The organism is Arcobacter sp. CECT 8985 (genome assembly GCF_004116495.1).
Lineage (GTDB): Bacteria > Campylobacterota > Campylobacteria > Campylobacterales > Arcobacteraceae > Malaciobacter.
On the sequence record NZ_PDKC01000002.1, the window covers coordinates 38,284 to 53,054 of the forward strand.

At 26.2% G+C, this 14,771-nt stretch carries 19 protein-coding genes; 2 read left to right on the top strand and 17 right to left on the bottom strand.

Annotated elements, in window-relative coordinates; genetic code table 11:
- Both CRU93_RS01465 and CRU93_RS14100 read left to right on the top strand, forming a co-directional pair.
- Positions 1–549, top strand: a complete 549-nt coding sequence (locus CRU93_RS01465; protein ID WP_164967599.1) for a hypothetical protein — start codon at positions 1–3, stop codon at positions 547–549.
- A 59-nt stretch (positions 550–608) separates the two neighbouring features.
- Positions 609–767 (top strand): DUF6765 family protein, encoded by a 159-nt coding sequence (locus tag CRU93_RS14100; RefSeq protein ID WP_164967600.1) that lies wholly within the window; start codon positions 609–611, stop codon positions 765–767.
- A 33-nt stretch (positions 768–800) separates the two neighbouring features.
- Here the strand turns inward: CRU93_RS14100 and CRU93_RS01470 are convergent, their stop codons facing one another.
- From CRU93_RS01470 to CRU93_RS01550, 17 genes are all read right to left on the bottom strand, one after another.
- Positions 801–1,937, bottom strand: coding sequence for a major outer membrane protein (locus tag CRU93_RS01470; protein ID WP_129102410.1), 1,137 nt, complete (start codon positions 1,935–1,937; stop codon positions 801–803).
- 148 nt (positions 1,938–2,085) lie between these two features.
- Complete coding sequence (locus tag CRU93_RS01475; RefSeq protein ID WP_164967601.1) at positions 2,086–2,655, bottom strand: SCO family protein; 570 nt, start codon at positions 2,653–2,655, stop codon at positions 2,086–2,088.
- Complete coding sequence (locus tag CRU93_RS01480) at positions 2,655–3,140, bottom strand: hypothetical protein (protein WP_129102412.1); 486 nt, start codon at positions 3,138–3,140, stop codon at positions 2,655–2,657. The genes CRU93_RS01475 and CRU93_RS01480 overlap by 1 nt, the downstream gene beginning before the upstream one ends.
- 6 nt (positions 3,141–3,146) lie before the next feature.
- Positions 3,147–3,605 carry a copper chaperone PCu(A)C gene (locus CRU93_RS01485; protein ID WP_129102413.1) on the bottom strand — a complete coding sequence of 153 codons (459 nt, stop codon included), beginning with the start codon at positions 3,603–3,605 and terminating at the stop codon, positions 3,147–3,149.
- Positions 3,606–3,662: 57 nt separating this feature from the next.
- The gene (garR, locus tag CRU93_RS01490; protein WP_129102414.1) at positions 3,663–4,547 is read right to left on the bottom strand and encodes a 2-hydroxy-3-oxopropionate reductase; all 885 of its coding nucleotides are present in this window, start codon (positions 4,545–4,547) and stop codon (positions 3,663–3,665) included.
- Between the two features lie 84 nt (positions 4,548–4,631).
- Positions 4,632–4,949 carry a nitrogen fixation protein NifQ gene (locus CRU93_RS01495; RefSeq protein ID WP_129102415.1) on the bottom strand — a complete coding sequence of 106 codons (318 nt, stop codon included), beginning with the start codon at positions 4,947–4,949 and terminating at the stop codon, positions 4,632–4,634.
- Positions 4,942–5,946 (bottom strand): leucine-rich repeat domain-containing protein, encoded by a 1,005-nt coding sequence (locus CRU93_RS01500; protein ID WP_129102416.1) that lies wholly within the window; start codon positions 5,944–5,946, stop codon positions 4,942–4,944. Before CRU93_RS01500 ends, CRU93_RS01495 begins: the two co-directional genes overlap by 8 nt.
- Before the next feature lies 1 nt (position 5,947).
- Positions 5,948–6,190 (bottom strand): hypothetical protein, encoded by a 243-nt coding sequence (locus tag CRU93_RS01505; RefSeq protein ID WP_129102417.1) that lies wholly within the window; start codon positions 6,188–6,190, stop codon positions 5,948–5,950.
- Between the two features lie 8 nt (positions 6,191–6,198).
- Positions 6,199–6,408 carry a CCE_0567 family metalloprotein gene (locus CRU93_RS01510; RefSeq protein WP_129102418.1) on the bottom strand — a complete coding sequence of 70 codons (210 nt, stop codon included), beginning with the start codon at positions 6,406–6,408 and terminating at the stop codon, positions 6,199–6,201.
- 10 nt (positions 6,409–6,418) lie between these two features.
- Positions 6,419–7,225, bottom strand: a complete 807-nt coding sequence (locus CRU93_RS01515) for a hypothetical protein (protein WP_129102419.1) — start codon at positions 7,223–7,225, stop codon at positions 6,419–6,421.
- Complete coding sequence (gene nifV, locus CRU93_RS01520) at positions 7,207–8,322, bottom strand: homocitrate synthase (RefSeq protein ID WP_129102420.1); 1,116 nt, start codon at positions 8,320–8,322, stop codon at positions 7,207–7,209. The genes CRU93_RS01515 and nifV overlap by 19 nt, the downstream gene beginning before the upstream one ends.
- A 50-nt stretch (positions 8,323–8,372) precedes the next feature.
- Entirely contained in the window at positions 8,373–9,812 is a 1,440-nt protein-coding gene (gene nifB, locus CRU93_RS01525; protein ID WP_129102421.1) for a nitrogenase cofactor biosynthesis protein NifB, read from the bottom strand.
- 176 nt (positions 9,813–9,988) lie between these two features.
- Positions 9,989–11,245, bottom strand: coding sequence for an FprA family A-type flavoprotein (locus CRU93_RS01530; protein WP_258238789.1), 1,257 nt, complete (start codon positions 11,243–11,245; stop codon positions 9,989–9,991).
- Positions 11,235–11,594 (bottom strand): NifB/NifX family molybdenum-iron cluster-binding protein, encoded by a 360-nt coding sequence (locus tag CRU93_RS01535; RefSeq protein WP_129102422.1) that lies wholly within the window; start codon positions 11,592–11,594, stop codon positions 11,235–11,237. Before CRU93_RS01535 ends, CRU93_RS01530 begins: the two co-directional genes overlap by 11 nt.
- Before the next feature lie 69 nt (positions 11,595–11,663).
- Positions 11,664–13,538 carry a methyl-accepting chemotaxis protein gene (locus CRU93_RS01540; protein ID WP_129102423.1) on the bottom strand — a complete coding sequence of 625 codons (1,875 nt, stop codon included), beginning with the start codon at positions 13,536–13,538 and terminating at the stop codon, positions 11,664–11,666.
- A gap of 81 nt (positions 13,539–13,619) precedes the next feature.
- Positions 13,620–14,357 (bottom strand): NifU family protein, encoded by a 738-nt coding sequence (locus CRU93_RS01545; RefSeq protein WP_129102424.1) that lies wholly within the window; start codon positions 14,355–14,357, stop codon positions 13,620–13,622.
- A gap of 9 nt (positions 14,358–14,366) precedes the next feature.
- Positions 14,367–14,756 carry a NifB/NifX family molybdenum-iron cluster-binding protein gene (locus CRU93_RS01550; RefSeq protein WP_129102425.1) on the bottom strand — a complete coding sequence of 130 codons (390 nt, stop codon included), beginning with the start codon at positions 14,754–14,756 and terminating at the stop codon, positions 14,367–14,369.
- Positions 14,757–14,771 lie beyond the last annotated feature (15 nt).

Sequence of the window (14,771 nt, forward strand, 5' to 3'; positions counted from 1 at the left end):
ATGTTAGTAGTATTTTGTATTTTAATTATACAGTTTACTTTTAAAATTGATTATAAAACAGCATTAGAAAACTTTTTAACCGTAATTTTAATATTTTCACTAATCACATTTAGTTATTTTTTGATATTTGCTAGAAAAAATGAAAGAAAAAATATTTTATCAATCTATAGAGTCTATTATTCTATTGTAGTAATGTTGGCATTAATGATTTATTTTACATACAAAGATGCAATAACTTTTTACTCTGATTATTATAAAAATAAAATTGCATATGATTTAACTTCAAATGAAGTTGATAACAGTTTTTCAAAGTATCAAGAATTTTTTGATAAAAATATTATTGTATTTGAAGAAACAGAAATTAAAAATAAAGAAACGGGAAAAACAACTGATAGGAAAACTATTTTTTTTATTAATATTGCTTCTACAGTTATGGTACTAATAACAATATTTTCTTTTACATGGTTTGTGTACGAGATTAATCTAAAGAGATATTTTAAAAGAAAAAGAAATTTAAAAAAAAGAGAAAAGATTGATTCACAAATTTAGAAGTTGTTAGGAACTTTTATTAGTAAATTATTGAGCGTGAATTATAGAAAGGAAAATTCATGGAAATATCTTCACATTACTATGCATTACTTGCATTATGTAGAATTAGAGGTGCAAAAAAAGAAATTGCACATAAAATAGCTTATGCTTCACAATTTGTTGATGATGCAAAAATCAACTGTTTAAGTGCAAATCGTTCCAGTAAAGTTACTTCCTAAAGATTAATAAAAGTCCATTAAAGGACTTTTATTTTAAAAAGAGTATTGAATATTAAGTCTTCCTACAGTTCCAGTTCCTTCACCTTTTGTTCTTAGTGTTCCGTATCTTAAATATGAAACAAGGTTTTTAGACATTTTGTATTTAACTTGTCCAAAAATATTTGTTAAATCTTTTGCATCTTTTCTTGAATCTGAACCATAATTTGCAGTAGAGTAATATATCCCCAAGTTAGTTTTTGAAGTTACATTTGCATTTGTACTTATATAAAAATATTTTGCATCTGCATCATTTGATGCTGTTATTCTCCATGCATAATCCATATTTGTTTTGGCACTAGTGTCAACTGAAACATTTCCACCTTCTTTATTTGTTTCTCCATACGCTGTAAATAATGAATAAATTCCTTTTTTTCCAATAAGTCCTATTTGCCAAAGAGAGTTCTTTTTATCACTATTATCTAAATCTAAAGAGCTATATCTAGCAAAAGGAGAAATAGAAATATCACTAACTTTAAAATTACTATTTAATCCAATAGAGTAACTATCATAAGTATCTTCCAAATCTGAATAAGATATATCAAAATCTACAAAAGGCAATTTTAAATATGCACTTACCAATGCTAAATCTTCTGAACCATTAATTCCTTTTATTCCATTCCATGTACTGATTTCTGCTTGATTGAAATTTGTTTGATTAAAATATCCTGCACTTAAAGTTAATATATCTTTATTGTAAACTGCATATATTCCAGTACCTGTATTTTCATCTCCCATTGCATCTCTTGGAGTTGTCCAAGGTGAATAAATAGCTTGTTTACCAAAAGTAATAGATAAATCTTTTATACCTGTATAAAGAAAATTTACTTCTGATAAATTTATATTAGTATTTTCATCTGCTTGATTTCCTGTATTAATAGAAAATCTTTGTGCTAAAAATCTTGTATTTAATTTAACATCTGCATTTATTTTTTTTGATATATTTAAAGCTGCTTTGTAAAAGTTCTGAGTTTTACCTGCTTTCTTATCTGTTTCATAATCATTATATCTATAAGATAATGTTCCAGAAATATTCACATCTTTTATGAAATTCTCAAGTTCTTGAGCATAAATATTTGTTTGTGAGCATAGGACAATTGTAGTTAATGTTAGTAAAATTTTGTTTTTTTTCATATCCTCTCTTTATATAATAATTTTTTTTAGTATAGATATATTTTTATGAAATATAATTAAAAATAATGTTATCTTATGTATTTTTGGATTTGTTTTTTAGTATTTGTTAAATTAGCAGTATATGAAATATAATACTGCTAATTTGTGTTTATAACACTTTTTTTAAATACTCTTTTATTTTATCTGGGTCTGATGAGTGTTGTATTTTTGCTACAAATTTACCTTTTTTATCAAATAAATATATATACGCAGTATGAGAAACTGAATAACCCATTGCAGAGTTTTTAAGAGGTAGTTTTTTATAGTAAGAGCCATATTTGCTTGTTATGTCATCAATATTTTCTTTATTTGAAGTAGCACCTATAAAGTTTGGATGGAAATATTTTGCATACTCATTTAAATTTTTTAGTTTATCTCTATTGGGATCTACACTTATAAATAATCCTACAAAGTTTTTAGTTTTTTCTTTTTTAAAACTATTTAATGCAGCAGCTAAGCTACTTAATGAAGTAGGGCATACATCAGGACAATATGTATATCCGAAGTACACTGCAAATGCTTTTCCTTTTAGACTATCTTTTGTTATATCTCCATTTATTGTGCTTACTTTAAAGTCATATTTTTTATGCTCTTTATATTCATCTAAAAATGGTTTTAATATTACTATTATAACAGCTGCTATTATAATTATTATGGATATTTTTGTAATTTTTTTCATCATATACCTGTCTTAAATTTAAATCTTGCACCAATACTTTTACTTAATTTATCTATTTTTATATCGGCATTCCACTTCATATCTCCTACTGGACAAGTAGGTAGTGTACCAATTGTCTCATAATTTCCATTTCCTAAGTTTTTTAAATGAAGATTGAATTCACCCATAAACATATTTGTAGCATATATATTTAATGTTAGGTCTTTTAAGTTTGGGTTATTACTTTTAATTGAAAATTTAAGAGGTTTCATTAATGGAATTGATTTTGGATTTATTGATAATTCAAAAGTTGTTCCATCTTGAATTTTGATACTACAACTTTGTTTATGCAAGTCGCATTTGGTATCTTGAGTAATATATTTTGTTTCACCTTTTAGTGATTGATATAATGCATTAAAGTCAATTAAAAAATAACCAAGAACAATAGCAGTTATTCCTGCTATTGCAAATATAATACTTTTTATTTCATTTTTTTGAATAGGCATAATTTTTTAGTTTTTATGTTGCATATTATGATGTTTCATTTTCATACCACCCATAACAGTTTTAATTTTTGCACTTACTTTTTGGCTTTTACCATTTGAAAATTCAAGAGTTAAATCAACATTTTCTCCTACTTTTAAAGGGTGTTTTAAACCTATAAGCATAATATGAAAACCACCAGGTTTAAGTGTTGTTTCTCCTTTTGCTGCAATATCAATTTTAGGAACTTGATACATTTTCATAATTCCATTTTTCATTTGGTGGGTATGTAATTCTACAACTTTTGAAACATTACTTTTAGCTTTTAATAAAGCTATATTCTCATCAGAACTATTTTTTATAGTCATAAATGCTGCTGAATTTTGTAATCCAGGAGGAGTAGCTCTTACATAAGCATCTTCAATTTTTAAATCTGAAGCAAAAATTGCAGATATACTTAATAGTACAAATAAAGTAATTTTTTTCATTGTTATCCTTTTTTATTTGTACTATTTTATAATATGTATGTTAATTAAATGTTAAATTTATCTTTTTACTTCAGTATTTGCAAGTCTTTCATAATATTTAACTAAAGCACTATGATCTAAATTATCTTCACCTTGAACTTTCATCGCTTGCATTATTTCCATAACTGCAGCTGTCAGTTGTGAGGGTGCACCAATTTCATGTGCTGTATCAAGTGCATTTTGTAAGTCTTTTATATGAAGATTAATTTTGAAGCCAGGATCAAATTTTCTATCCATAATAAGTGGAGCTTTTGCATCTAGAACAGTACTTCCAGCAAGTCCTCCTTTAATTGCATTATATACAAGTTCTGGCTCAACGCCAGCTTTTGTGGATAATACTAATGCCTCACTCATTGCTGCAATATTTAAAGCAACTATTATTTGATTTGCAAGTTTTGTAGTATTCCCAGCTCCTACTTTTCCAGTATATACAACAGAATTAGACATAGCTTTTAATAAATCATAATATTTATCAAATATCTCTTTTTTCCCACCAACCATAACTGATAGTGTTCCTTCAATAGCTTTTGGTTCACCACCACTTACTGGTGCATCTAAAAATTCTACATCTTTTTTTTCAAGTTCTTTTGAAATTTCTTGAGAAGCTAAAGGAGCAATAGAACTCATATCAATAACCGTAGTGCCTGCTTTTACTGTATTTATTATTCCATTTTCTCCTAAAACTACTTCTTTAACTTGTGGAGAATTTGGTAGCATAGTAATAATTACATCACAAGCACTTGCAACTTCTTTTGCATTATTGGCTGCTTTTGCACCTGCTTTTACAAGTTCATCAACAGAAGATTTACTTCTATTTGTTACTACAATATCATAATTCGCTTTTAACAAATTTTTTGCCATAGGTTTCCCCATGATTCCTAATCCTATAAAACCAACTTTCATATATTTATCCTTCATAAGAGTTATTTATAATATAAACAGTTTAACTTAAATTAGATTATTGATAAATAAATTAATATTGAAGATTTAACCCAATGAACATTTCATGCAATTATTAATATCATTACAAGTGGCACATGCTGGGGCCGTTTTTCCTATGCAGTTATATAAATAACGTTTCCACCTCATAGTTTCAGGTTTTAACTTTGCTAAAGTAGTAAAGTTATGTGTCATGAGTTTACCCATTTCCCTACGATTTTTTAAACCCAAATCTGAATATAGGTGTCCCATTTTTATTGATGTTTTAGCAATCCAAGGAGCTAATGCATTTTTAGCATAAGAATTATGTGCATGTTTTTGCAACAACTCTAAAATTTCACTTTCCATAATTTCTAATTCATTCATAACTTTCTCCTAATATATCAAGATAGTTTAAATTCAAATTTTCAGGTATTTTAATTTTATTATTGTGTTTTATATATAAAGTTTTTAGGTTATTTAATTTATATATTTTATTTGGAAGAGCCTTTAGTTTGTTATCTTCTAAATCTAACTCTTCAAGTTTAATTAGTTTATCAATATCTTCAGGTAAGTTAGTTAAACAATTTGTACTTACACTCAAAATAATTAGATTATTTAAATTCAAAATGGAGTTTGGTAACTCTTTTAAAAAATTTTCATCAAGTATTAATACTTCAAGTTTACATAATTTTTTGAAATTAATATCTATTTTCTTAAGATTATTATTTGTTAGGTTTAGTTTTGTAAGAGATTTTAGTTCTTCAATTAATTCTATATTCTCTAATTTATTTTCTTCTAAAAGTAGTGTTTTTAACTCTTTTAATTTAGAAAATGATTTTGGTAAATTGGTTAATTTATTAAATGATAAATCAAGATAATATAACTCATTCATCTTTTCAAATATATTAGGGATTTTCTTTATTTCATTTGTATCAAATGATAAATATAATAGTTTGTCAAGTTTTTTCAAATCTTTTGGAATATGTTTTATTTTATTTGCTGCAAGAGTCAATCTTGTTAAATTTGTCAATAAACATAGTTCTTTTGGAATCTTTTTTATTCTATTACCATTTAGATTTAAAATTAAAAGATTTGATAATTTTGATATAGATACAGGAATATCTTCAATCAAATTATTTTCACACTGTAGGTTTTTTAACTTTTGCAACTCTCCAATAGAAGAGGGCAATGATTTGATTCTATTATTTGATAGTTTTAGTACTGATAAGTTTTTTAATATGCAAATACTTTCTGGAATATTTTTGATTTTTTGTTTACTTAAATCTAAAATAGTTATTTTTTCAAAATTATCTATACATATTAAATTTTCAAAATTATTTGATTTTATCCATTTGATAAAATCATTTTTATAATCTTGCATATCAATCCTTTAATCTTTCATTTGCTGCATCAATTAAAAATGAAATTTCTTCATAATCAATTTGCCCAAATTTAACCATATTAAAAAGACTCATTAATGCTTTTCTACAGCAAGTCTTATTACAACCAGTAACCAGTTTTTTAGCTTTTTTATATGGAAGTTCCGTATTTTTAAAAATTTCAATAGCCTCTTGAATAGTTTTTTCACCACATTCACAAATTCTTTTGTTTTTTAAATCTTCCATAACTAAACTTATTTTAAATATGGATGTTCTTCTTTAAATTTATTAACATCATCCATTGCAACTAATATCTCTTCACTAAGTTTAGGTAGTTTGTCATAATCTTGCCAAATTGTATCTTCCACAATATCATGTACTGTTCCTGCAAGCTCTACGACTTTTCTTTTATACTTAGCTAATTTTTTTTTGTTTTGTTTTTGTTCTGGTGTTAAATCACTCATATTTATTCCTTTAAATTGCGTATATAGTTTCAAATTTGATATTTGGTTCTTCATTTAAATACATAAATGAAAACTTCATGTCTTTTTTAAATTTATAATTTTCATAAAGTTGTATTATCTCTTCATCATCACAATAAGCATAAGCAAAAATTTTCTTTAACCCTCTGTAATATAATACACCTCTTAAAAGTTTTTCAGCATCTAAAAATGATTGTTTTTTAATCACCCATGGAGAAATTCTTATAAATTTTTTGTTTACTGAGTAAGAGTTCATAAAAGCTTCTTGTGTACAAAGTTTTAGTGAACTATCAAACATAGTATTTTTCAATAAGTATGATTGTCTATTTTGTGAAAATGTAATTTTGTCTAATTTAACAGATATTTCATCATAGTTTTGTTCATTAATCTGTTTTGCAATAGAGTTTGAAAAGTTAAAAGCAACTGGTTGTGAAGTATGAATATATCTTGCAAAAGAACATTGTTTTTTAAATCCTAATGTTTCAAGTTCATATGAAATCTCATCTTCAACTAATATATATACATTTTCATCTTCAATATTTTTAAGTAATAAACTAACAAGTCTTCTTGCAATATCTTTATTTAAATCAATTACTTTAAGCATATTAATATATAAATAATTATCAAAAACATATGCACTTAATACTCCAATTATCTCTTGCTTCTCATATGCAGCAAAACAAAATTGAGGAAAACTATCATATGTGTTTTTTAATAATGATAATTCAAAAAAATCATCACTATTTGCTAAATTTGATATATTATTTTCAAAGTTATTTCTTAAATATCCAATAAACATAGGTATAACTCTCTTAGCTCATTGTTTTTTAATACTTTTTTTCTTTTTGTAACTATTTGTCTTACTTGTGGCAATAATTTTTCTAAAATATCTTTATTTGCTTCAATTCCTAAAGTTTTTAGATGATACATTAGTGTTGAGGTACCAGAGTGCTTACCTATGGGATAATCTCTTTTTAATCCCACATCAATTGGTGAAAATGGTTCATAGCAAAGATTTGATTTTATCATTGCATTAACGTGTATTCCAGATTCGTGTGAAAAGATATTTTTGCCTATAATTGGTAAGTTTGTATCTACTCTTCTATTTGAAGCACTACTTACTGTTTTGATAAGATCTTTTAAATCCTTAGAATTGATTGTAACTTCTTTTTTTAGAAGTGTTTTTAAACTCATTAATACTTGTTCAAAAGAAGCATTTCCTGCTCTTTCTCCTAATCCAATTACTGTTGTATTTGCACTAATAGCACCTGCTTCAAATCCACTAATTGCATTTGCAGTTGCCATTCCAAAGTCATTGTGAGTATGCATTTCTATATCAAGTAAATTATAATTTGATAACTCTTTTATATTTTTATATGTAGTATGAGGGGTTAATATTCCCACTGTATCACAATATCTAAATCTATTGGCACCTAAAGATTTTCCAAGTTCCATTATCTCTTTTAAAAAACAGTTATTTGCTCTACTTGAATCTTCTCCTCCAATACAAACAAAAAGGTTCTCTTTCTTTGCTTGTATTATTACATTTTCAAGTTGCTTTAAAAGTCTATTCTTATCACCTTTAAATTTAACATCGATTAAAATATCTGATACAGGAATAGATAAATCTACAGCTTTTAAACCACATTTTAATGAAGCTTCTAAATCTTTTAATGTAGCTCTATTCCAACTCATAATTTGCATTGGTAAATTTAAAGCAAGTATCTCTTTTATATCTTCTTGCTCTTTTTTACCCATTGCAGGGATACCAACTTCTAACTCATCAGCACCTACTTTATAAAGTTTTTGGGCAATTTCTAGTTTCTCTTTTGTGTTAAAGGCAACATAAGCAGCTTGTTCACCATCTCTTAAAGTTGTATCATTTACTATTAACATCTTCTTGCCTTTTAAAATTAATATTTATAAAATATGCAAGAAGTGTTCCTTTAATTTACTTCCAACTCTTTTTGTGAAAAGAAGTGTTTTTTAGTAGCTTCGAAAACTGATTTTTCTATTGGTTGTAAAGCATAAGAATCATCAGTAATTAAATCTATTTTTCTTAATTCATCTTGTGGGCACTCTCCAATTTTTTCTGTAAGTAATAAGTCTACATCTTTAAGAGTATTTTTTATCTCTTCAATTGGATATGAACCATCGCAATCTTCTGGTCCTTTACAATAAGCATTTTCTACTTTTCTATGCATTACAAATTTAATAGCTTTATCTCCAGCTTCATATATTAAAAATTCTGTTGCACTACCAAAGTGAAGATTTATTGTACCTTCTCCTGCTGTTGTAACTGCAATTAGTTTTGTTTGATTATTTGAACTTAACTGTTCTTTTGAAGCTTGTTCTATTTTTACTCTTTCATTTGCACCTTCAAGTGCTTTTCTCCAATTTTCAATTAGTTCATGTCTTTGTTTTCTAGCTTTTATATTATAAATATCTTCTAATTCTTCCCATGATTTTGTTTTAAATACATCATCTGTGTATTCATTTGATCTATCTTCACCAATAAGTCCTACTGCATCAGCTCTACATTGTCTACAGTGTGCCATTAGTTTCATGTCCATTCCACATGCTTCTTGTGCTTGCATTACTTCTTGATCTGTTGCACTTTTTTGGCCATTTAGTCCATAATAAGTTCCAAATTCAGGTTTAGATAATAAAGGCATAATATTGTGTAAAAATACATTTAACTCTTTTAGTTTTTTTGCTACATTTGCTACTTCTTTATCATTTACTCCAGGAATTAATACAGAGTTGGCTTTTACTAAAATACCTCTTTGTGTAAGCATTTTTATACCTTTTAGTTGTTGTTCTAAAAGAATTTTGGCTGCTTGTTTACCAAAGATTTTTTTATGATTCCAATGTACCCAAGGATATATTTTACTTCCAATTTCACCTGTTTGATCTACGCTATTTATTGTAACAGTTACATGATCAACATTATATTTTACAATTTCATCAACAAACTCTGGAAGTCTTAATCCATTTGTAGATATACAAAGTTTTAAATCAGGAGCTTTTTCTTGAAGAAGTTTAAAAGTTTCAAATGTTTTTTTAGGATTTGCTAATGCATCACCTGGTCCTGCGATTCCTACAACTGAAAGTTGTTGAATTTTTCCGCCAACGAATAATACTTTTTTTACTGCATCTTGTGGATTTAATTTAGAAGAAGTAACTCCAGGTCTTGATTCATTTGAACAATCAAACTTTCTATTACAATAATTACATTGAATATTACAAGCAGGTGCAACTGCTATGTGGATTCTTGCATAATGTTGATGAGCACCTTCGCTATAACAAGGATGGTTATTGATTTTATCCATTATATTTTGTTCTAAATTTTCTTGTGTACTACTTGATGTACAAGAACAACTCATAGTCTCTCCTTTTTAATGTTGACATATATTTTATTTGTATGTATTAATGCATTTTGTGTTCCGTAGACTTAAAATAGGGGGCTATAAACAAGTGGTATAAATTAATTAGTGATGAGTATAACTTTTATAGTTTTAGTCAAATAAACTGTTATTTTATACTCATCACGAATTGATTTTTAATTCATTGTCATTTCTATAATTTTTCCATTTAGTATATGAGAAAACTCTACACCAAAATCATAACAATCTTGAAGTTCTTCTTCTGTAGGGATTAATTTTATCTTTATATTTTCTATAGGAGGTACTCTAAAATTTAGTGATTTTAATCTATGTATAATCATATCAACGGCTTCTCCACTCCAACCATAACTTCCAAAAGCTGAGCCTAATTTACCTTTTTTTTCTAATAACATCATACAAGATAGTAGTTCCCATACTGGCTTAGGTGCATCTGCATTAATAGTTGGGCTTCCTATTAAAATTCCATCACTATCTTCTAAAATATTAATCATATTAGATTCTTCAATTGATGCTAAATCATAAACATTAGCAATTATGCCATCAACACTTTCTGCACCTTCATATATAGCTTCAGCCATATCTTGAGTATTTTTATAGCTTGTTAGATAAAAAATTGATAAAGTTTTTTTACCATTTGAACTTAATTTATAACTATTTTGACTCCATTTTCTATAATAATCAATATATTTTTTTGGATTATCTCTTAAAATAGGACCATGTAATGTTGCAATAAGATCAATTTCAAGTTTATCATATAGTGTAATAGCATTTAATACATATGATTTAAATGGTCGCATTATATGATCATAATAGTATTTAAATGAATAATGAAAATCTCCAACTAAATCATTAAATAATCTTCTATCATGATAATGACTTCCAAAAACATCTCCAGAGAAAAGAAGTTTATTCTCTTGTACGTATGAACTCATTGTTTCTGGCCAATGTAGATAAGGAGTTGTTAAAAACTTAATTGTTTTATCTCCCATTTTCAAAGATTTATTAGTCCATACAGTTTCAAAATCTATATTTTCATTATGTGTAATTGCTTTTAACATTGCAGTTGCTTGTGGTGAAATTAATACTTTTGCTTGAGGGGCTCTTTTTATTAATTCTGGAATTGATCCTGCATGATCAGGTTCTAAATGATGTGATATTACATATTTTATTTCATTATATGTGCAAAGTTTTTCTACTTTTTGAAAAAAAATATCTTGAAACTCTAATTTTACACCATCTAATATAACAACACCTTCATTTGTTTTGATTAAATATGCATTATAAGAAGATCCATTTGCAGTTTTCATAATTATATCAAATGTTCTAATATTTGGATCAAAAACACCTATAAAGAATATATTTGGTGCTATTTCAATTGGTTCTTCATTTGTTTTATTCATACTATTTTGCAATTATTCTTCTCATCCAAATTGGAGGATTTTCTTGCATTTTTATTAATTTATTTAAAGCATCTTCAATTTTTTCATTTTCATTTGCTGCTTTAATTGGGAAAATTTTAGAATCTTTTACAAGTAATGAAGCTTTTGGACCAATTTGCTCTACATATAAAATATCACTATTATCTAAACATTGAATTTTATATGATAATTTATCTAGTTCATTATCTATTTTATCTTTAGAATTTATTGCTTTTATAAATTTATATGAGTTATTATTTATTTCATATATAAAAAACTTTTTGCACCAACCAAAATGTTCATTTATATAAATATTATCTTTTGAAGCAAATGCAATTTTCATAATATATCCTTACAGTTTACACTTTATATTTATGAATGATGCAATTACTATTCCAAAGAAAATATATAACTATTCTTCTTTGTTTGTTACTTGAGTATTTAACTCTTTTTGTGTTACTAGCTCTTTATTTCTAAACTCTTTTTCATCTGCATTTTTTACAATTAGTTTTGCAATACTATCTGTAACTTTGGAAACTTCATATGTTTCAGTTGCAACAGCTGCATATTGTTGTGTTTGAGAATCTATTTGTGTTACTGCATCGTTAATGTGTTCTATATTTGTAAGTTGTTCTTTACTTACATTTTCTATATCATTTATTAATATTGCTGTTTGAGAAATACTCTCATTTAATTGTGTGTATCCTTCAATCATATTTGAAGCTATATTTTTACCTTCATTTGCTTTAAAAGTAGCATTTTCGACTATATCTTTTATCTCTTTTGCCGCTTGAGCACTTCTTGATGCTAAGTTTCTCACTTCTTGTGCCACAACAGCAAAACCTTTACCTGCTTCACCAGCAGTGGCAGCTTCTACTGCAGCATTTAGTGATAGAATATTTGTTTGAAATGCAATCTTATCTATTACTAATATTGCTTCATTTATAGTAGATACTTGATTATTAATATCTATCATTGCTTCAGAAGTTTTATTAGCAAGAGTTTCTCCATTTTTTGCAGATTGAGTAACTTCATTTGAAAGTTTTGCCATTTTATCAATATTCGAAGTATTACTTCTTATATTTGTAGTAATCTCTTCTAAAGTTGCAGAAGTCTCTTCTAAAGTTGCTGCTACACTATTAGAACTTTGATTAAGTGTATCTACATTTGCAAGTAAAATATCAGAACTTTTATCTAATGTAAGTCCATTTGATTTATTTTCAATTAGCATTTTTGTTGTAGCTTCACCTAAATTATTTACACCTTGTGCAAGTTTTAAAAGCTGTTTTTTTAATCCTGTCTCATCAATAGAATCTAAATAGTTGTAGTTTGTATATTTATCTAAAGTAATTAAAACATTATTAACATTATCTTCAAAGTTTTCAGCCATTTCATTTATTACATCTTTTAGGTGCGTTAATATAGGATTTGAAACATTAGATTTTAACCTTTGAGATAAATCTCCTTGTTCAAAGTTATTTAGAACTTCAATGGCTTCATCTATAAGAACTCTATCTTCTTCTAAAGATTTTTTTGTTTTTATGATATTCTCATTTACTATTTTTGCCATTTGTCCAAATTCATCTTTATTATTCTGTTCTAATAACTCTACTTCTGTTGTATTTTGATTTAAATAATCAAAAAATGACAATAATCCTTTTTTAAAGTTATTAATTGATTTTATAATTGTTCTTGATATAAAAAATGAAACTAAACCAAAAGTAATGAATGAAAAGATTGCTAATGATATTAAAATTATATTTAATCTAAATGACCAACTTTTTTTTGCTTCTATTGCGTGATCATGAATTCTATTTAGTCCATTTTCGATAAATAAAACTAAATTATTCATTTTTTCTAACATTGATTGAGTCTCATTTGTTTCTGTTGTATTTCCACTATATAAATTATCAATTCTTGCAGTAGAGTATTTTTTATATAAATCAAGATAGCTATTTATATTTTCTAAAGTTTTATTTATTGTTTCAATATCCTCTTTTTTTAGCATATTTTGATGATTTTTTAAGCTGTTTACATCTTTAAAAAGTTTTTTAAACTCATCAGATACGATTAGTGCAAAATCTTCATCTAGTTCTGCAACAAACTGCTTAAATGATATTCTTGCATGTAGAACTTTTATGATTGTTTCATCTGTTTTTATCGCAATTTCAACTGAATTATTTGCTTTTTTATTAAAAAAATTAATTGTAGCTGCTGAAATAATAAGAATTGAAAAAAAGATAATAGGAAATATTAGTAGTTTTTTATTTGTAGAGAGTGAAGTCATAATCCAAATCCTTAGAAAAAATTATTGAACTTTACTCTCTTTTATTTACAATATGGTTACATGTTAAAATCAAGAATAAACTTATAAAATGATGATTTTTATTTTTTCATCTATGATTTTTTTCATTGTTTTTGAAATCATTTCATATGTTCCTGTTGAAGCAATAGAACAACCTACACAAGCTCCTTGATAAGCAAGTCTTAACTCAATATCAGGATTATTTATATAATCAATTAATACAATATTTCCCCCATCTTTTAGTAAGATTGGTTTGATAAATCTATCAAGTGAATCTTTGATTTTTGTTAACTGTTCATCTTTTGTAAGAGTTCTAAACTCTTCATTTATTTTCATTTCATTACTTGTTTTTTCTTCTTTTCCTGTAAGTTGAATTTTTGCTAATGTATGACCATTATTTGCAGCTTTTATCATACACTCAAATCCCTCTTTTATATTACTTATTTTATTTCTATCTTGAAGTAAAATTAGTGCTAATCTAAATGCTGCTTGTGTATGATTTTTTTCTACTGCTTTTCTAAAGTATTTAGTAGCTTTTTTTATATCTTCATCAACACCGATTTTTGTTTGGTACATTAATGCAAGATTAAAATTAGCAGATGCATTATCATAACTACTCGCTTTTTCAAACCACTGTTTAGCCAAAGTGTAGTCTTTACAAACACCTTCTCCTTTTAAATACATCAAACCAATATTTGTCATAGCTTGATCATTATTTTTTTCACTCTCTTGTTGCCAAATATTAAGAGCTGTTTCGAAGTCTTTGTTTTTATATGCATTTAAAGCTTCTTGATGTTTCATTTAATATCCTTATTTTTTACTGCATCCACAAGTACAAGCTGAACTATTACCTGAATCAAGTAATAAATTACAATTGTTTTTTGTAACAAGTTTTGTATTATTATTTGAAAATTTTTTATAAATTTCATCAATTGTTAAATTTTGTTTTTCACATGTATAGACTTTGATATTTTTTTTATCTAAAGTTTTAAAAACTCCATCTCCCATATGATAAAAAATTGTACTAGTAACATTTAAATCATCTAAGAAGTTTGCTGTTTCTATTCCATTACCACTTCCTCTATTTTGGCAGAAACTAACATCTCCAGATTTAGAATCTACAAGTGCGAAAAAATTTGCATTTCCAAAATATTGTGAAATAGTATTAGAATCTTTACTATCTATTGGTATTGCTATCATTATCATCTCCTTTTT